Here is an 18,336-nt window from a genome sequence, read left to right on the forward strand (position 1 = left end):
GCCTTTTTTCGTGCGCGACCGCAACTGAGAGACAGAGCCAATATAGGGAAACTGCCAATCACGGGAATTCACAGCGTGCCACGCCAACGACTCACTTACACCCATCCCCGAATCAATCATGACCCGCTCACGTTGGTCCGAGAGTTGCGACGATCCCCCTTGCCTTCCACGTCGGGAGGAGCCTCATCTATTTAACACGGAGCTAACAATGAACTGGGATCAAATTCAAGGCAAATGGAAACAAGCCAAAGGTCAAGTCCAACAGAAATGGGGTGACCTGACTGACGACGACCTCGATGTTGTCGCCGGAAAACGTGACGTACTCGTCGGCAAAGTTCAAGAGCGTTACGGAATCGCCCGCGAAGAAGCCGAACGGCAAGTCAATGAGTTTCAAAGCTCATGTAGCTGCTGATCAACTCCCCCCTAATCAACCCCAAAGCGGACGTCAGTGAGTCTCAGGCGTCCAACCACTTCCCCACTTCTTTTCCACAATGGAGAAACAAAAATGAAACGCGTATTCAAAACAATCGTCGCCGCAATTGCTGTCGCTTATCTTACCACCGGCGTATCGAACGCCCAAGAACCAAACGGCCAGTTACCGGTCGATCATCAACCAAACGTTCAGGATCGCTATGAAGCGAACAAACCAGCATTGCGAAACGATGCTGGCCGTCTCGATGCCAAAACGCGTGGGACGGCGATCCGTGTAAGCCAGTTAATGGGTCTGAACATTCAGAACTCGCAGGGTGAGAGCGTAGGTGAAATCAACGATATCGTCCTCGACTCACGTACCGGGAAGGTTCGCTACGCCGCGGTTACCTACGGCGGCTTCCTCGGCGTAGGAAACAAGATGTTCGCGGTTCCGTTCGAAGCATTCAAGGTTCAAGTCGATCCCGATGAAGCGGGCGATGACGACATCGATGCCGACGATTACGTGATGGTGCTCGACGTCACCCAACAACAACTCGAAGGCCAACAAGGCTTTGACGAAGACAACTGGCCTAACATGGCCGATCGTCGCTGGGCCGCCGAATTGAATGAACGGTACAATGTCAATCAAGATCGTGATGCAAGCAATCGTGGAAACCGAGTTGATCGAGAGCGAAATCGCCAGAACCAATAGTTGCTGCGATCATTAGTTGAAGGCATTTTTGCCTGAAAACAGGCATTGTTCGGACCGAACGTGAATCGCGTTCGGTCCGCGGCGTAATGCGACTTACCGAACACGACTCGGAATGACGTAAAAATTCATAGCTAGCAAAGACAGAGACGCACCTCGTATTTGCATTCCTTGGCATCGAGGAACCGGCTTTCCCCGAGCCGACCGACGCACCTCATTGCCGCTTGGCTGATCGTAGTTCTCCCCACCCCCGGTTCGGCACATGATCGAACAACAAACAGCCAACTGGCAGCACCATTGCTGGACCCTAAAACCCTTCCTCGGAGCGGAGTGAGCGATGGCGATCTCAAATAAAGCGATCTCGAACGACGATTCCGGTGACGAATCTCGCGGTAAAAACGGAGTGTTTTCAACACGCGTTTGCGCTGCGATGCTCGTTCTCTACGCACTGTATTACGCGAGAAGTCTCGCGGTGCCGGTCGTGACCGCGATTGTTGTTTACATGGTTTTGCGTCCGCTGGTCCGACAAGGCCAGCGAGTCGGAATCCCCTCTACGCTGAGCGCCATTGGAATCATCGCGGCATTAGTGATCGCGTTCTCAGTAGCAACCTACGTCGTTATCCAGCCTGCGCGCCAAACGATTGCTGACGCTCCAAAGAACGTCGACATCATCAAAGAGAAACTCTCCTTCCTTACCGATCGACTAAAAGCCCTAAACGAAGTCACTGAAGATCTGGCCGAACCTGCCGAGGATGAAACACCTGTTCCCGGAACGGACAACGAACAGGAAGAAGCTGAACCGGTACCAGTCGAAATCAAACAGCCGACTTGGATTAGCAGTGTGAGCTACCTGAGCGGCACAGGTAACGTGGTCTCGTTCCTGACTATTTGTGGTGCGTTGGTTTACTTCCTGTTAGCGGCAGGGGACAACCTTTTGCGAAGCATCATGCACGCCCTCCCTGACTTCACCGCACGCCGTCGTTTGGTTGAAGTCATTGAAAACGTCCAGGAAGGGCTGGGCAGCTATCTCGCCCGCATCTCCTTCATCAATGCTTGCCTTGGAATTACCGTTGGGATCGCAATGTGGATCCTGGGAATGCCCACACCTTCCCTCTGGGGTGCCATGGCGTTCGCGTTCAATTTCATCCCAATCATCGGTGCCTTGATTGGTGGATGCATCATCTTTCTCGTCGCCCTAGTGAGCTTTGAACCCATCTACTACGCGTTCATCGTATCAGGAACGTTCTTTGTATTGACATCGTTGGAAGGTCAATTCATCACTCCGGTCGTCCTCGGCCGCTCGATGAGCATGAGCCCCGTTCTGGTGCTCCTTTCCATTGTAATCTGGGGCTGGATGTGGGGTTTCATGGGAGTGTTCCTGTCGGTTCCGATCCTGATTGCCACTCGCATGGCTTGCGAAGGCTACGACGGGCTGCAACCGCTCGCATTCATCCTTGGTGCGGAAGCTCCTGCACCGCCTCCCGATCGCGGCCCCGATCCGGAAGTTGATCCGGCCACACCAAAATCCACAACAACAGATCCACGACAAAATTCAATCCCGAAGCCTCACCTCGAAAACGAACGTAGCACACCATGCCTTACGTCTCCCCCTTGAGCCTGGATGACGCTCCCGAAAAATCAAAGTCACTTCTCAAAGCGATCAAAGAAAAATTCGGTAAGTCACTCAACCTGTTCAGCACGCTCGCCCATCAACTCGACGTTCTCGGAGGAGTGACCCAACTCAACGCCGGCGTTCACGCCGACCTGCCGGATAAGTATCGTGAGCTTGCGTACTACAAAGCTTCGCATTTGAACTCATGCGACTACTGCTCGCATTATCACCGAGTCGCCGCCCAAAAGGCTGGCCTCAGCAACGCTCAACTTGACTCAATGAACGCCGAGGCGACCGAGTTGTTTGATGACAAGGAGATCGCGGTTCTTCGGTACTCACAACAACTCACCGAAAATGCCAACGACGATGACAAAACGGCCAACCGAGTCAAGCAATTTCTGAATGACAAACAACTCGCCACTCTTGCGGCGACGGTTGCGTTGGCGAACTTCGCCAAACGTGTCAATCATGGTCTCGGGATCGAACTCCCGTAGCATCACGGTCGCCCGCAAGAGACACGGATCTCATTGGAACGAGAGCGTTGCACGTTCCAATCGCAAACGTTCTCACGCCCCTAAACTTTCCTCGCCTGTGCCTCGTCCGGCCACTCGCGAAACACGCACAGCACACACAAACCATGAAACAACATCAATTTGACCTGATCGTTCTTGGAAGCGGTCCCGCCGGATCGACGGTCGCCATGAAAATTGTCGAAGCGGGGAAATCCGTCGCGATGATCGATTCACGCGAGTTTGGGGGAACGTGTGCGTTGCGTGGATGTAACCCTAAGAAAGTCTATGCCAATGCGGGCGCAATCATTGATCTGGCACGTCGGTCTGAGGGCAAACTGATTATCCGCTCGGTAAAGATGAAGATCGATTGGCGGCAATTGCTGGAATTTAAGAAAGAATTCACCGAACCGGTCGTGAACAAAAAGGAGAAGTCATTTCAGGATTCTGGAATCGAAACATTCCACGGTGCCGCGAAGTTTGTTGGGCAAAACCAAATCAGTGTGGGTAACACCGTCTTGCCGGCGAACCACATCCTGGTCACGACAGGTGCCACGCCAACGAAGATCGACATCCCTGGTTCAGAACATATCACCACAAGTGATGACTTTTTGGAGATCGCCGAACTTCCTGAACATGTTGTCTTCATCGGGGGTGGCTACATTTCAATGGAATTCGCTCACGTAGTTGCTCGATGCGGCACAAAGGTGACAGTCATCGAGCGTGAGAACCGTGCGTTGTCCGGTTTTGATCCAGATCTTGTCAAACAATTGGTCAACTATTCAAAACGAAACGGAATTCAGTTTCGTTTCAACGCAGCACTCGCCGGCATCGATGCCGATGGCGACGGCACGTACCGATTGAGCTTCAACGGTGCCCCATCGATCGACAACGTTGGATTGATCGTTCATGGGGCGGGGCGGATGCCGAACATCGGTGACCTGGGTCTGCAAACTGCGAACGTTGCCCACGACCGAAACGGCATCGCCGTGGATAAAACCTTGAAAAGTCCGACGAACGATCATGTCTATGCCGCAGGCGATTGTGCCGCGAGCGGAGCACCTCGTCTAACACCGTGCGCAAACGAGGAAGCTCGCATCGTCGTTAAGAACTTCTTGACGCCCGGATCAGAGTCACATGCCGATTACGGAGCCGTGCCGAAGGTGGCATTCACCACTCCGGCGATCGCAGCGGTCGGGCTCAGCGAAAAGGAGGCAACCCGTTCGTCTGACGTTGACGTGCGTGCCGATGACACCTCTTCATGGGGTAGCGTCCGCAAAACGGGCGATGCAGTGGCGGGTTACAAATTATTGATCGACAAGAAAACGGATCAAATTCTTGGCGCCCACCTGCTTGGTCCCGGGGCTGAAGAAACCATCAATTTGTTTGCGATGGCAATGAAGTTCAACCTCACGGCCACCGACGTGAAGTCAACGTTGTTTGCATTTCCAACGTTCGCATCGGATGTTCGCTCGATGGTGTAGGCGACAATGCGTTCTCTCCGACAATGCGATGCCGTCGCGGCCCCTTGAGCATCTCTGGACTCGCATTGATCATTCACGAACGCATGACGCTGAGTCAATGCGAACACGCATTACCGCGTTACGGAATAAAACGTTTCCTAAATGCCGCAAGTGTTCAACGGTGGATGCGTTCGCCATAACGTAGTCCACCGTCGGGCGAGGGTGGCTACGACAAAAATAGAAATGTCGTTGAGAATCGCGTTGCTGACTCAGTGCTCCAGCAGAGAGTCTACTGCTCGATCGGCTCACGATCGATACTGGCGTCAACGTTCTCTGCCGCGCGGTCAATCGACCTCGCCGCGCCGTCGACTGCCTCTTTCGATTTCTCAACAATCGCCGAGGTGTCTTGACGCACTTTCTCGGTATCGACCCGGATCGTAGGGTCACCGTCCGGCGAACTAAATCGCAACCAGCCAACGAGGCCGAGCACCAGGACAATCACGGCTATCACGATAATTGCACGCATCGGGTCATCTCTTTCGTTTCGCGGTTCGGAAATGGAACGAACTTCGTGATTCGTCCCGTGAGGACAACCGACGTCGCAACTGGCATGCCGATCTCTACGTTGCGGTACACCTTTTGCTAACTCGTGTCGGCTGACTCGTGTAATGCGATTGCCAACCTGTTTGGGACGAAGGCGGAACCTACTGAGTAACGCTTGTTTCAGTGCCCATCCATCGAACCAACCATCAATAGCCAATCATGGACATTCCTCAAATCATTCCAAAAACGTCATCCGAAACCGGCGAAATGGGGCAGGACTACCTCGCCACGGGCAAACATGTCGCGATGCGTCGTTGGCAGGAAGACCGTTGCGATTACGGCCCCGAGCACACTCGCGACTACGAAACCGTGGGCTACCTCGTCAGCGGTGTATCCGAACTTGATATGGAAGGTGAACGCGCGAAGCTCATGCCGGGCGACTCCTGGTTGATTCCCAGTGGTGCCGTTCATCGATATCGAATCATTGAGCCCATTGTCGCGATCGAAGCCACATGCCCTCCGGGGCGTTTTGCAGGTCGAGATCAGCCCATTTGAGTTGATCGACTCGCCCGCCTAGCAAACCCACGTCGTTCTCGTTGTCCGGGATTCCGGCCGAACCTAAAGATATGAATGAAACGAACTAATTCCGAGCTAGCGACCATCGCTGCTGTCGCTCAATTGCTCGCCGTTGTTTTGACGGTCGCGGCGCTGTTCTTCGCGAGAGACGTGTTTATCCCATTGTCGTTGGGATTGCTGTTGTCGTTTCTTCTCAGCCCCATTGTCAACCGACTGCAACGAATCGGCGTCCCAAACCTCGCTGCCGTGGTCGCCACCGCCACGATCGCGTTCGTCTTACTCGCAGGCGGCTTCACGTTGCTTGGTCGCGAACTGACCACGCTGGTCGGCGACCTTCCAAAGCATAAAGACGAGTTGGTCGAGAAAGCGAGAAGTTTCGCGGGCCTGACAACGGGGATGGGCGGGACGCTCAATGAACTTGCGGATGAAGTCAGTGAAGCGATGGAGGCGGAACCAGAATCCGCAAATGCTGCGGCATCTAAAACGCCACCTATCGACGAGCAAGCCACCGCAGATTTGCTCCCCGAGTCGGATAGCGCCTCATATGCAACCATGTTTCAACGCTGGACCGACAAAGTCTTCCCCGCTGAAAAGACTACCGCGGAAACAAACCCCAATGACGGCAGCTCGCCCAAGTCTCCACTTTATATCCAACCCGTCAAAGACGACCTTCCACTGGCAACGTGGGCAACGACCGCAGGTACCGTGCTCGGCCCACTCGCGACAGCGGGTCTCGTCACCGTTTTCGCATTGTTCATGTTGATCCACCGCGAGGACTTGCGTGACCGAATCATCGCGGTCATTAGCCACGGCGATTACGTCACAACCACCGAGGCACTCGATGAAGTCGGAAATCGCATCAGCCGATACCTGATCGCACAAACGGCGATCAATACTTCGTACGGAATCGTTCTTGCCATCGGCCTGTCTGTGATCGGCATCACAATGACCGAAGACGGCGCGTTCCCTAATGCCGTTTTATGGGGAGTGATGGCAACCTGCCTGCGATTTGTCCCTTACATCGGCCCAACCGCCGCCGCAATATTCCCACTCGCGATCGCCTTATCTGTCTTCCCCGGCTATAGCGTCTTTATCGCCGTCCTGGCGTTGATCGTGACAATGGAACTGTTCAGCAACAACGTTGTCGAACCATGGCTGTACGGCACCAGCACGGGGATCTCTGCTGTCGCGGTTATCGTTGCCGCGGTGTTTTGGGGTTGGTTATGGGGTCCGGTAGGCCTGCTTCTATCGACACCGCTGACGGTATGCCTCGTGGTACTCGGGCGACATGTCCCACGTTTTCGTGTGATGGCAACGTTGCTCGGTGAAGAGGTTGATATCAGTCCGTCATTGCGATTTTACCAACGACTCCTCGTCGGCGATCAACATCGAGCCGCTGAACTCTTAAACACGCAACTAGCCGAATCGACGTTCGGACAAACGTGTGATGATGTCCTTGTCCCTGTAATGAAACGAATCCGAAAGGACCATAACGCCGAACGATTGAGTGATGCGGATGCCAACCGCCTCTTTGCGTTGACCGGAGGGCTGATCGACAAGCTTCAAAAGCAACACGCGTCCGAAGCAGACGACTCCGACAACGAAGACTCGATTGATAATCCGCCCAGTGTTGTCGGGTGTGCGTCTCACCATTTCAGCGAATCGCTGGTTCTCAATCTCTTGCGATATGGCGGCAAGGGAACCTATCAATTGAACTCCGTTGACGACGAATCACTGCCACAGGAGGTCGGCAAGCACGTGGCCGACCTCTCTCCTGCCGTCGTCGTCATTGTGGTTCTCCCCAAAGGAGGCACACCTCAAGCGAGCTTCCTTTGCCGGACCATCCGAGGTGAGGGCTATCGCGGACCAATCATCATCGCGTGTCTCGGAAAGTTTAAGAACTTCGACACACTCTTCGTCAAATTTCGAAAAGCCGGTGCCACTAGCGTTACCACCTCGTACTCGCAGACGCGAGCCAAGATTGAATCGTTTGTTCTTCGACAGAATTCCGCCACTCGCTCTCAAACAACCCTCATCGCCTGATGAAGCGGCGTCTTCCATAGAAGCTTTCGTTTCATGGATTCACACAAGATCTACCCATATCCGAACCGAGCCGATTATGCCCACTCTTTTAGTCGTCGACGACCATGACGACATTCGCGAAATGATGACGCTGCAATTGCAACGTCGCGGCTTTTCCGTTGTCGCCGCACGCAACGGAATCGAAGCGGTTCTCGCTGCCGCTAACGCGGCACCGGCGTTGATTTTGATGGACGTGAACATGCCCGAACTCGATGGCTTCGAAGCCACCATGCAGATTCACCAAGCCAACGCAGAAAATCGCATTCCCGTCATCGCGTTGACAGCGTATGCGCTGCCTGGCGATCAAGCCCGAGCGATCGCTGCCGGTTGCGACGCGTTTCATCCCAAACCAGTCGACTTTGAAAAGCTAATCGAACAAATCAACGGCTTGATCGAAGCGACTTCCACCCTCTAAACCCAACCAACCTTTTCAGGACCTCAATCAATGAGCCAGACAACCACCCTCACCGAACCCAAACCCGCATCCTCTCGAACTCACGTCGAAGGAATGGGTCCGATCATTTTAGACAACGCCGTGGCGTTCCGCGTATGGGCCCCCAACGCGGATTCCGTCAGTGTGATCGGCGATTTCAACCAATGGAACAAGGACGCTGACCCTCTCGCGCGTGAGGACAGCGGATGCTGGGTGGGCATCGTCGACGGTGCCAAACCCGGTCATCAATACAAGTACCAAATCACCGCCGGAGATAAAACGTTTCAGCGAATCGACCCACGCGTCCGCGAGGTCACCAACTCGGTAGGCAATGGAATCATTCATGACCCCAAGTTTGACTGGCAAGACGATGACTTTCAAATGCCTGCCTGGAATGAATTGGTGATTTACGAATCCCACGTAGGGACGTTTTTTCGCGATGGCAAAGATGGCGTCGGGACGTTTGACGACTACGCGAAGAAGTTCGACTATCTCAAAAAACTGGGCGTGAACGCTTTGCAGATCATGCCCATTGCCGAATTCGCCGGCGACTACTCGTGGGGATATAACCCAGCGCATCCCTACGCGATCGAAGAGGCCTACGGCGGACCGCAAGGTTTTAAGACGTTCGTGCGTGAAGCCCATCGGGCCGGTTTCGCCGTTATCCTCGACGTCGTCTACAACCACTTCGGTCCGAGCGACCTCGATCTTTGGCAGTTCGATGGTTGGAGCGAAAACGAAAAGGGCGGCATCTACTTTTACAACGACTACCGCAGCAGCACGCCCTGGGGCGACACCCGCCCCGACTACGGTCGTGGCGAAGTGCGATCATACATCCGTGACAACGCCATGATGTGGCTCGAAGATTACCACGTCGATGGCTTGCGTTACGACATGACACTTTACATCCGATCGGTGGACGCATCAGGTCAGCAAGAAATCCCCGAGGGATGGGGACTGACGCAGTGGATCAATCGAGAAATCCATGCATTCAAACCGTCGGCGATCACCATTGCCGAAGACCTTCAGAACAACGACTACCTGACCAAGTCGGATATTGAGGGCGGTGCAGCATTCTCAACCCAGTGGGATGCTAACTTCGTTCACCCGATCCGTGACGTCATCACGCAACCGGACGACGCCGGACGTGACATGATGAAGGTGCGTCATGCCTTGCAGCACGCCTTCAACGCGGACGCGTTCCAACGTGTCATTTACACCGAATCGCACGATGAAGTCGCCAACGGGAAATCACGAATTCCGAGCGAAGTCGACGGGGAAGATCCGGGAAACTGGTATTCGCAAAAGCGATCCACACTCGGTCTCTCGCTCGTCCTGACCGCCCCCGGAATCCCGATGCTCTTCCAAGGTCAGGCGATCCTACAAGATGGTTGGTTCACCGACACCAGCGAACTCGATTGGGAGAATGCGTCGGAGTATTCGGGAATATGCAAACTCACCGCTGACCTCATCTCGCTCCGACTTAACCAATCCGGCATTTCCAAAGGCTTAACCGGCCAACATGTCGACGTATTCCACGTCAACAACAAAGACAAGGTTGTGGCCTATCGTCGCAGTTACGACGCAGGTCCTGGGGATGATGTGATTGTCGTCGCGAACTTCGCAAACCAACATTTCGAACAATACGAATTCGGTCTCCCGAACAGTGGAATTTGGAAGCGACGTTTCAGCAGTGATCAATCACGATACAGTGAAGATTTCGGGAACGACGCGAGCGGAGACATTGAAGCGATTGCTGATGCCTACGACGGCCAGTCCCACCGCGGACGAATCGAATTGCCACCCTACACGGTGTTGATCTATTCCCAAGATCCCGTCTGAACGAAACGTCAGGAATCCCTCCATCGAGGATTGTTCCAATCAGCGACATCGATTTGGCAACTCGCCCAGGCTAGACAATCCTTTCGAAAACGCATCTCAAATCTCGCCCGCCCACGATCTCGACATTGTCGATTCTCGTGGACGGGCGTTTTTCATTAGGACATCGCTCACCATCGTCAAATGTCGATTCAAAGGGAGTCCGCCCCATCGGATTTTCGATTAGGATTGAGCCCTCGAATGCATGCGGATGCTGCACCTTACTACGACTCGATTGGGGGTGTGGCGGGCGAGTCGCGTGTTTCACCCCGTTAGGCGTAGGTTTTTCAAGCCCTGGGCACCCCTGACGCACGAAAACGCAACACACTGTCCACTCCTAACGCCGAAAACACTCCTGAACGACCGGCGATTGATCGACAATCCGGTCGAGACATAGCACCCAAACGAACCCTTCCATGAGAAATTTCATCGTCGTCATCCTCTTGGCAGTGACGCTAACTTCCACGCAAGCGGCCGATCGAACCAATTTCGATTCGAATTGGAAATTCGCTCTCGGAGACGTTTCCGGCGCCGAGCAAATCGCATTTGACGACTCCTCATGGCGTCGACTGAACGTCCCTCACGACTGGAGCATCGAAGGCGAATACTCCGAAGACAATCCTATGGGCGGACAATGCGGATACTTGCCCGCAGGAATTGGTTGGTACCGAAAAACGATTGATGTCGATCCCCAATGGAGATCCAAGCACGTCGAGATCACATTCGACGGCGTGTACATGAATAGCACCGTTTGGGCGAACGGAAAGAAACTCGGAAACCGCCCCTATGGATGGAGTTCGTTCACTTACGACATCAGCGATCTGACCGACATTTCTGACTCGATCACCTTTGCGGTCAGGGTCGACAATGAAAAGCAACCCTCGGCACGTTGGTACACCGGCAGCGGGATCTACGCTCATACTTGGTTGACAGTAAAAGAAAAGGTTCATGTCCCCTCGGACGGCATCTTCATCCGCACGAAAGGCAACACGGTCCGCGTCGATACGGAAATCATCAACCGATCGGCTGAGTCGGGACGTTTCAAACTTCGAACGTCCATTCGTGATGCCTCTGGCAAGGTAGTCACCTCAGCCAACCAACCGGTCGCATTGGATCGAGACAAAACCGGTTCGGTAAACCAATCGATGGACATTCCCAACCCGTCGCGATGGTCGGTGGAAACTCCGTACCTCTACACCGCAGTAACGGAAGTCGTTTCAAGTGACCGCGTCCTCGATCGCGTCGAAACCCGATTCGGTGTCCGCGATCTCGAATGGAAACCAGAGAGCGGCATGTGGCTCAATGGCAAGAACGTGAAAATGCGTGGCGTCTGCAACCACCAAGACGCGGGAGCACTCGGCACCGCAGTTCCCGACAAGGTTCTGCGTTACCGTATCGAACAACTCAAAGCGATGGGATGCAACGCGATTCGAACATCACATAACCCACAAACTCCGGTTTTCTACGACATCTGCGATGAAGTCGGCATGCTGGTCATGGATGAAATATTCGATGGATGGATGCGTAAAGCCAATCAGGATTATGGCGGGCGTTGGTTCAATCAGTGGTGGAACCGCGATCTCACCGACTGGCTCCGACGCGACCGCAACCACCCTTCGGTCGTGATCTACAGCATGGGTAACGAAACACGTGGCAAGGTCGGCGTCGAACTGGTCGCCCGATGTCATGAACTCGACCCAACTCGCCCGGTCACCTCCGGGCACTCCGCTGACGAAGCGATGGACATTCTCGGCGTTAACGGTGCGAGCGAAAAAGTCGGATGGTTAGATACCATGAACACCGACAAAGTGTTCATCGGAACCGAAAACACGCATACCTGGCAGGTGCGAGGTTTCTATCGCTCACTCACCTGGTATCGCGACGGCTACCCCAATAAGAAGCAAAAACCCTACAAGACGCCGGATCTCACTGAAAAAGAAATCTTCACCTACGACTGGACCGATGACCCAGGGCGAGCGAACGGCAAACAGCGTTTCAATTCCAGTTACGACAACGCAATGGTACGCTTGAATTCCCGGCGAAACATCCAACAATTGCGAGACATCCCACGCTACGCCGGGTCGTTTCGTTGGACCGGATACGACTATCTCGGCGAAGCAGGCTACGTGCATGGTGGATGGCCATTCAAGGCGTTCATGGGCGGCGCGATCGACCTCGCCAACTTTGAAAAGGATCTATACTACCTCTATCAGAGCCAATGGACCGATGAACCGATGGTCCACATTCTGCCCCACTGGACTCACCCGGTCATGGAATTGGGGACAACAATTCCTGTTTGGGTTTATTCCAATTGCGATTCCGTAGAATTGTTTTTCAACAATCAGTCGCTGGGCAAACAAAAGCCAGGGCAGGCCTGGGATGAAATGCAGTGCCAGTGGATGGTCGGTTGGCAACCCGGCACTCTCAAAGCCGTCGGATTCTGCGACGGTAAACCGAACGTCGAACACGTGATCCGAACCGCCGACGCTCCCGCGCAGATCGCACTTTCCATCGACGGCGAACCACTCGCTGATTCGGACGTGGATATCGTACAAATTCGCGTCACATCAGAAGACGCCAAAGGCGAATTCTATCCATACGGCGAAAACCGCACCCACTTTCATGTGACCGGGCCCGCCACCATTCGAGCTCTCGACAACGGCAGCCCCATTGATGTGGAGAAACACTTTGGGACCACGGACCGCATTGCGTTTTACGGTCTGACACGTGCCTATGTCGAAACAACCGGCGCCGAAGGTGACGTCGCTCTCCTGGCGAGCTGCATCCTAGGTGAGAAAAAGCAAGTCACATCGGACAAGGTCAGCATCGACGCGAAGTGGCTCGCCCTGCGCGGCAACCCGTCGACAGCGAAGACCGAAATTTTCTACACCATCGACGGCTCCTCACCGTCGCCCTCTTCGCCTCGTTACACCGAGCCCTTTTCTGTTCCATTGGGCACGACAGTGAAAGCGTCCATCGTTGTCGACGGCAAAGCCGTGCAAACGCTCGAGGAACGGTTTGCCGAAGACGAAGGTTTCGTGTGGGACGGCGGCCAGTCAACAGGACCGGTTGGCGAGCAAGCAGAAGATGCAGAATACGCGGAAGCCAATGTGTCGGCGAACGGCCTGGGCTTCCACGGCAAAGGCTACATCCGGTTCACTAGGAATCCCGGTGGGTTTGTCCAGTGGTATCAAGAGAATGACGGCGACGCCGGGACCGCAGACCTCATTATCCGACACAGTGGAAAACTGAACAACAAAAACGGATACGAACTCAAAGTATCCATCAACGGAAAAACGGTTGACGCAGCCGTCGCTGTTCCCAACACCGACCTACCGGGGCAAGATTGGAAAACGGTGACCGTCGAGATCCCGATCGGACGCGGCGCCAACATGATCCGTTTGACTCCCAAATTCGGTAACGGTTTGTGCATCGACGAAATCCTGATCCGATGACCGCCGAGTCAACCGATTGCAAGCGACTTCGGTTGCTGGCTAGACCAGCGCGGGACCGGCCTATCGAGATAAAAACGATCTTCGCCGAGGAAAGACTGGTTCGGGATCAGTCCACTTTGGCACTGACTCATCAAACCGTGATCAGCCTAAAAAAAGCCGGTCATGGCCGCGAGTTCTAAGGGGCAATATAGAACTGATACGACCATGACCGACAAAGAGAAGCAGAACGATAAGCCAAACCCGTCAACCGAATCGAGCACGTCGCGGGCTTGGGATTTCATCGAAACTACGTGAGTGATTCCACCTAACCGTCTGACCGTCTGACCGTGCACGGAAAAGGGGAAACGTTGCTTTCCCGGCTGGTGGTCTGTGACAACTAAATTTTCGGGTAGTGGACGAGGCAACCCTAAAATTAAACTGTCACAGACCACTAGCACGTCGTCGATTTTACGCGCAAAAGTCTTTTAACGGGTGGTTCAAAAGACACCAGAAAGATAACACCCTTTCGGGGAGCGTGCAAGCGAATATCCGTGATCGGCCCCTCGGCACCAAACCAGTGGAAATTCGTCACCAACAACCGAGGAAAATCGGTAAATCATCCCCAAAATCCCCGCAATTGCCGATTTATCATCACGAGCGAAGCGACAAGAGGCTACGCGGCGACCTCGGTTGCGTCGCCTTGCCATCGCCCCGCCATTAACTCCGCAATCGGCTTGGTAACGTCGATTCGATCCAACAAAATTCGGAGCGCAGCCGTAATCGGCGTTGCTAAGAACATCCCAACGACGCCCCACATCATTCCCCAAAACATCAACGCGACCAGGACGGTAACCGGGTGCAAATCAGAGGAATTGCCCATTAATTTGGGCTCAACTAAATTTCCGCTGATTAACTGAATCAACCCCGTGACGACAATCACCGACGCCATCCACGTAACGCTCGCGTTGGGATCCAGAAGAATCAAGGGGATTGGCAAAATGCTAGCGACGATCGGTCCGATATTGGGAACAAAATTCAGCAGAAATGCGAGCACGCCGAACGTGAACGCCATCGGCACCCCAAAAAGATACAGTGTGGCCCCAAATGCTCCGCCGGTAAAAATTGAAATCACGGTTTTGAGAGACAAATACGTCCTCACCTGCTTGTCGATCTCCCGAGCGACAGATCCGGTATGGCCAATCGTCGAAGTGCCGATCAACAAAAAGAACACGTAGATCAAGACCACCGCGCTGGTCGAGATCAACCCAATCAGCGCCTGCGATAACATCGTGATTCCATCGCGGACAAAGATGTCGATGAATTCGCTGGCATCGTCCGCGGTCGATTTCGACGGAACTTTCGACTGGGACGGCACGAACGATTCTGGCATGATCCCGACCGCACGTTCTTCGAGATAGTTGACGATTTCTTGCACACGATTGCGGTAGGCAGTTGCGTTGCGTGATAAATCGATCATCGAAACCCAAATCGCGAATCCGAACACGATCATCGCGACCAACCCGGTCACGATCGTGATTCCCGCCGCGACCAACCGATTCACACCCAACCGGTGCTCGAGTCCATTGAGCAGCGGGGTCACGCCACTGACCACGAACAGAGCAACGACCAACGGCACGAGGACTGGCCGCAGCCAGTAGATCGAAAACGTTACCAGAACGACCGCGATCACCATCAAACAGATGGTTTGGATCTTGAGACGATCGTACTGTTCAGGGAATTCCATGCGGCCAAACCAAAAAAGTGAACCGATCAAGACGGGTTCGATATCGTCGTCCGTCGACAAACGACGCAATTCTGCGAACAGGTTAAGCCTCTCCGACAACCCCGACAATCGTCGTTGGATGATTTATTGCCGTCGACGGCTACCCATCCCCCCCCTCAAACTCCGCCAGGCAATATGAGCATGTCGCATCAGGCCGCTTTACGCGCGAACGACTTTCCCAGTTTTTCCAACTCCACCAATACGAATAACAGCAGTCCTGAGGCAGCGGCCAACGCCCAAGGACGCCACGTGGTGGGGGCCGTATCAAAAATCCGATTCATCAATGGCATGTATGTGAACACCAATTGCAAACCGACCATTGCCGCGATTCCCATCCACAGCCATAGGTTGCTAAACAGACCAACTCTGAAAAAGGAATGCCGAAGGGACCGACAACTCAGCAGATAAAACGCTTGGCCGATCACAATGACATTGACCGCCGCGGTGCGAGCCGAAGCCATGTCGACTCCAAGAGATTTTTTGAAGGCGAACACCGCATAGGTTGCTACCACTAACAGGCTGCCGACCCACAGCGTTCGCCAAACCAACGCCCTTGACAGAATCGGCTCGTCGGCTGGCCGCGGCGGACGCGACATGATCCCCGGTTCTTTGGGTTCCATCGCCAACGTCGCACCGAGCAAAACCGCCGTTGACATGTTGACCCACAGGATTTGCAGCGGTGTGATCGGCATTTGCCAACCCAACGTCGCGGCCACCAAGATGATGCCCGCTTCGCCCAGATTCGTAGGCAAAGTCCACGCGATGAACTTTGTCAGGTTGTCATAAATCCCACGCCCTTCCTCGACCGAAGCCTCGATAGACGCGAAGTTATCATCCGTCAAAACCATATCGGCCGCCTCCTTGGTAACCTCCGTACCCGTGATTCCCATCGCCACGCCAATATTAGCCTGACGCAATGCAGGAGCGTCGTTGACGCCGTCACCGGTCATTGCAACAACATGGCCGCACGCCTGCATCGCCTCGACGAGCCTCAGTTTTTGCTGAGGTGTCACTCGCGCGAACACTGCAATGTCTTCGACGGTGTCGATCAGTTGCCGATCCGTCAACGCAGCCAACATGGCTCCGGTGAGTCCCGCGACTTTCGCCTCCTCGACACCGAGTCGTCCCTGTAGCCCCAACTGCTGTGCGATCGCCGTCGCGGTTCCCAAATGATCTCCCGTGATCATCTTCACCCGTATCCCCGCGTTCTGGCATGCCCGCACCGCTGTGATCGCCTCCGGTCGCGGCGGATCGATCATCCCCTGCAATCCGAGAAACACCATGTCATTTGTTAAATCCTCATGATTGACCGAGGTCTGTTCAGCCGGCATGACCTTCATCGCGAAAGCCAAAACTCGTAACCCCTGTGACGTCATCGAATCGACCTGCTGACCGACCGTCGCTTTGACATCGTCCATCCGCAAGCCGTCATTCCCTTGGACTTTGGTGCATCGAGGCAACAACGATTCGACGGAGCCCTTCATGTAAACGGTGTTACCGTACTCACACCGATGCAGCGTCGCCATGTATTGGTACTGCGATTCAAAGGGCACCGCGTCGAGCCTTGTGCGAGCCGCCTGCTCCTCCTTTCGAACCAACCCCGCCTTTGCCGACGAAACCAATAGCGAGGCTTCCGTCGGATCTCCCTCCACACGCCATCCGTTGTCCTCCGTCTTTGCAAGACGCGAGTCGTTGCACAACATCCCCGCACGAAGCACTTCAACGAGCGGCTCACTGGATGTCAATTCAACGCTCTCGGACTGCCCAACGTTCCCCCCGGGGCGACGCACTTCGCCGTCTGGGTCATAGCCGGTGCCGGTTACTTCGTAACGTTGCTGCCCCGCAAAAATTTCGCGGACGGTCATCTGGTTTTGCGTCAATGTTCCGGTCTTGTCTGAACAGATCACTGTCGTGCTACCTAACGTTTCCACTGCGGGTAGTTTTCGTACGATCGCTCGGCGTTTTGCCAATCGTGAAACGCCCAAGGCCAACGTCGCGGTCACGACCGCGGGAAGTCCTTCGGGAATCGCCCCAACGGCCAACGCGACGGCCGACAATAGCACGACCACGGGAGGCTCACCGCGGAGCATAATCATCAGAGCCACCACAGCCGCGAGGACCAAGATGACTTTCAACAGCATGTGACTCAGTTCGTTGATACGCCGAACCAATGGCGTTTCGAGTACGTCGGCCGAAGCGATCAGATCGTTGATTCGTCCGATCTCGCTTCGATCCCCGGTAGCAATCACAAAGCCGACACCGGTTCCGTAGGTTACCAAGGTCGTTGAAAACGCCATGTTGGTACGTTCGGCCAACGTGGTGTCTCGCGGCAGAACATCGATGGACTTTTCGACGGGGACGGACTCACCCGTTAATGCCGATTCGTCGATTTGCAGATCTTTCTCCCGGATCAGTCGCAGGTCCGCGGGCACACGATCGCCCGATTGAAGTTGAACCAAATCACCAGGCACCAGATCAACCGCTTGGATTCGCGTCACTTCACCGCCGCGGACCACCGTAGCCTCAATATCCATCGCGCGGCTGAGGGCGTCGATCGCCTTCAAAGCCTTTGCTTCTTGAAAGAAACCGATCAAGGCATTGACCATCACGACAGCAAAGATCACGGACGCATCGGCCCACTCTCGTAGCACCAACGTCAGCGCCACCGCAACGAGCAGAATATAGACCAACGGTTGCCGAAACTGCCTGAGAAATATCTGCAAGCGGGTCTCGCCGACTTGCTGAGTCAGTTCATTGCGACCATAGCGATCTGCACGCCGAGCGATCTCCAACAACGGCAGTCCACGTTGGGGATCCGATTCGATTCGCTCGGCAACTTCATGAGAAGGATGGTGGTACCAGATTTCCGTTTGTGGCTTTTGCATTGAAATGGAGGCTGCGGT

Annotated in this window: 13 protein-coding genes; 10 read left to right on the forward strand and 3 right to left on the reverse strand. The window is 54.5% G+C overall.

Annotated features, from left to right (window positions below; translation table 11 throughout):
- Window positions 1–208 precede the first annotated feature (208 nt).
- From FHS27_RS12265 to FHS27_RS12285, 5 genes are all read left to right on the forward strand, one after another.
- Window positions 209–412 carry a CsbD family protein gene (locus tag FHS27_RS12265; RefSeq protein WP_009093831.1) on the forward strand — a complete coding sequence of 68 codons (204 nt, stop codon included), beginning with the start codon at window positions 209–211 and terminating at the stop codon, window positions 410–412.
- A 93-nt stretch (window positions 413–505) separates the two neighbouring features.
- The gene (locus FHS27_RS12270) at window positions 506–1,123 is read left to right on the forward strand and encodes a PRC-barrel domain-containing protein (RefSeq protein ID WP_184305214.1); all 618 of its coding nucleotides are present in this window, start codon (window positions 506–508) and stop codon (window positions 1,121–1,123) included.
- A 334-nt stretch (window positions 1,124–1,457) separates the two neighbouring features.
- Window positions 1,458–2,735, forward strand: a complete 1,278-nt coding sequence (locus FHS27_RS12275; protein ID WP_184305215.1) for an AI-2E family transporter — start codon at window positions 1,458–1,460, stop codon at window positions 2,733–2,735.
- On the forward strand, window positions 2,714–3,226 hold the full coding sequence (locus tag FHS27_RS12280; protein WP_184305216.1) for a carboxymuconolactone decarboxylase family protein: 513 nt from the start codon (window positions 2,714–2,716) through the stop codon (window positions 3,224–3,226). Before FHS27_RS12275 ends, FHS27_RS12280 begins: the two co-directional genes overlap by 22 nt.
- Window positions 3,227–3,369: 143 nt before the next feature.
- The gene (locus FHS27_RS12285; protein WP_184305217.1) at window positions 3,370–4,725 is read left to right on the forward strand and encodes a dihydrolipoyl dehydrogenase family protein; all 1,356 of its coding nucleotides are present in this window, start codon (window positions 3,370–3,372) and stop codon (window positions 4,723–4,725) included.
- A gap of 268 nt (window positions 4,726–4,993) precedes the next feature.
- Here the strand turns inward: FHS27_RS12285 and FHS27_RS12290 are convergent, their stop codons facing one another.
- Complete coding sequence (locus FHS27_RS12290) at window positions 4,994–5,230, reverse strand: hypothetical protein (protein ID WP_184305218.1); 237 nt, start codon at window positions 5,228–5,230, stop codon at window positions 4,994–4,996.
- 236 nt (window positions 5,231–5,466) lie between these two features.
- Here FHS27_RS12290 and FHS27_RS12295 point away from each other — a divergent pair, with 236 nt between their 5' ends.
- The 5 genes from FHS27_RS12295 (at window position 5,467) to FHS27_RS12315 (ending at window position 13,671) form a co-directional block, all read left to right on the forward strand.
- Window positions 5,467–5,802, forward strand: coding sequence for a cupin domain-containing protein (locus tag FHS27_RS12295; protein ID WP_184305219.1), 336 nt, complete (start codon window positions 5,467–5,469; stop codon window positions 5,800–5,802).
- A 75-nt stretch (window positions 5,803–5,877) separates the two neighbouring features.
- A complete protein-coding gene (locus FHS27_RS12300) occupies window positions 5,878–7,866 on the forward strand; it encodes an AI-2E family transporter (RefSeq protein ID WP_184305220.1) in 1,989 nt (662 codons plus the stop codon).
- Between the two features lie 76 nt (window positions 7,867–7,942).
- Window positions 7,943–8,320 carry a response regulator gene (locus FHS27_RS12305; RefSeq protein ID WP_184305221.1) on the forward strand — a complete coding sequence of 126 codons (378 nt, stop codon included), beginning with the start codon at window positions 7,943–7,945 and terminating at the stop codon, window positions 8,318–8,320.
- A 30-nt stretch (window positions 8,321–8,350) separates the two neighbouring features.
- The gene (locus tag FHS27_RS12310) at window positions 8,351–10,180 is read left to right on the forward strand and encodes an alpha-amylase family glycosyl hydrolase (protein WP_184305222.1); all 1,830 of its coding nucleotides are present in this window, start codon (window positions 8,351–8,353) and stop codon (window positions 10,178–10,180) included.
- Window positions 10,181–10,632: 452 nt separating this feature from the next.
- Window positions 10,633–13,671 carry a glycoside hydrolase family 2 TIM barrel-domain containing protein gene (locus tag FHS27_RS12315; RefSeq protein ID WP_184305223.1) on the forward strand — a complete coding sequence of 1,013 codons (3,039 nt, stop codon included), beginning with the start codon at window positions 10,633–10,635 and terminating at the stop codon, window positions 13,669–13,671.
- A gap of 652 nt (window positions 13,672–14,323) precedes the next feature.
- Here FHS27_RS12315 and FHS27_RS12320 read toward each other — a convergent pair.
- Entirely contained in the window at window positions 14,324–15,394 is a 1,071-nt protein-coding gene (locus FHS27_RS12320) for an AI-2E family transporter (protein ID WP_184305224.1), read from the reverse strand.
- A gap of 188 nt (window positions 15,395–15,582) precedes the next feature.
- Window positions 15,583–18,318, reverse strand: coding sequence for a cation-translocating P-type ATPase (locus tag FHS27_RS12325; RefSeq protein WP_184305225.1), 2,736 nt, complete (start codon window positions 18,316–18,318; stop codon window positions 15,583–15,585).
- Window positions 18,319–18,336: the final 18 nt, after the last annotated feature.

It is taken from the genome of Aporhodopirellula rubra, assembly GCF_014192335.1.
Classification (GTDB): Bacteria; Planctomycetota; Planctomycetia; order Pirellulales; family Pirellulaceae; genus Rhodopirellula; species Rhodopirellula rubra.

Excerpts from the sequence above, each read along its gene's own strand:
- FHS27_RS12315 (WP_184305223.1), top strand. The coding sequence starts at position 10,633 with ATGAGAAATTTCATCGTCGTCATCCTCTTGGCAGTGACGCTAACTTCC.
- FHS27_RS12265 (WP_009093831.1), top strand. The coding sequence starts at position 209 with ATGAACTGGGATCAAATTCAAGGCAAATGGAAACAAGCCAAAGGTCAA.
- FHS27_RS12290 (WP_184305218.1), bottom strand. The coding sequence starts at position 5,230 with ATGCGTGCAATTATCGTGATAGCCGTGATTGTCCTGGTGCTCGGCCTC.
- FHS27_RS12295 (WP_184305219.1), top strand. The coding sequence starts at position 5,467 with ATGGACATTCCTCAAATCATTCCAAAAACGTCATCCGAAACCGGCGAA.
- FHS27_RS12275 (WP_184305215.1), top strand. The coding sequence starts at position 1,458 with ATGGCGATCTCAAATAAAGCGATCTCGAACGACGATTCCGGTGACGAA.
- FHS27_RS12310 (WP_184305222.1), top strand. The coding sequence starts at position 8,351 with ATGAGCCAGACAACCACCCTCACCGAACCCAAACCCGCATCCTCTCGA.
- FHS27_RS12280 (WP_184305216.1), top strand. The coding sequence starts at position 2,714 with ATGCCTTACGTCTCCCCCTTGAGCCTGGATGACGCTCCCGAAAAATCA.
- FHS27_RS12305 (WP_184305221.1), top strand. The coding sequence starts at position 7,943 with ATGCCCACTCTTTTAGTCGTCGACGACCATGACGACATTCGCGAAATG.
- FHS27_RS12300 (WP_184305220.1), top strand. The coding sequence starts at position 5,878 with ATGAAACGAACTAATTCCGAGCTAGCGACCATCGCTGCTGTCGCTCAA.
- FHS27_RS12320 (WP_184305224.1), bottom strand. The coding sequence starts at position 15,394 with ATGGAATTCCCTGAACAGTACGATCGTCTCAAGATCCAAACCATCTGT.
- FHS27_RS12270 (WP_184305214.1), top strand. The coding sequence starts at position 506 with ATGAAACGCGTATTCAAAACAATCGTCGCCGCAATTGCTGTCGCTTAT.
- FHS27_RS12285 (WP_184305217.1), top strand. The coding sequence starts at position 3,370 with ATGAAACAACATCAATTTGACCTGATCGTTCTTGGAAGCGGTCCCGCC.
- FHS27_RS12325 (WP_184305225.1), bottom strand. The coding sequence starts at position 18,318 with ATGCAAAAGCCACAAACGGAAATCTGGTACCACCATCCTTCTCATGAA.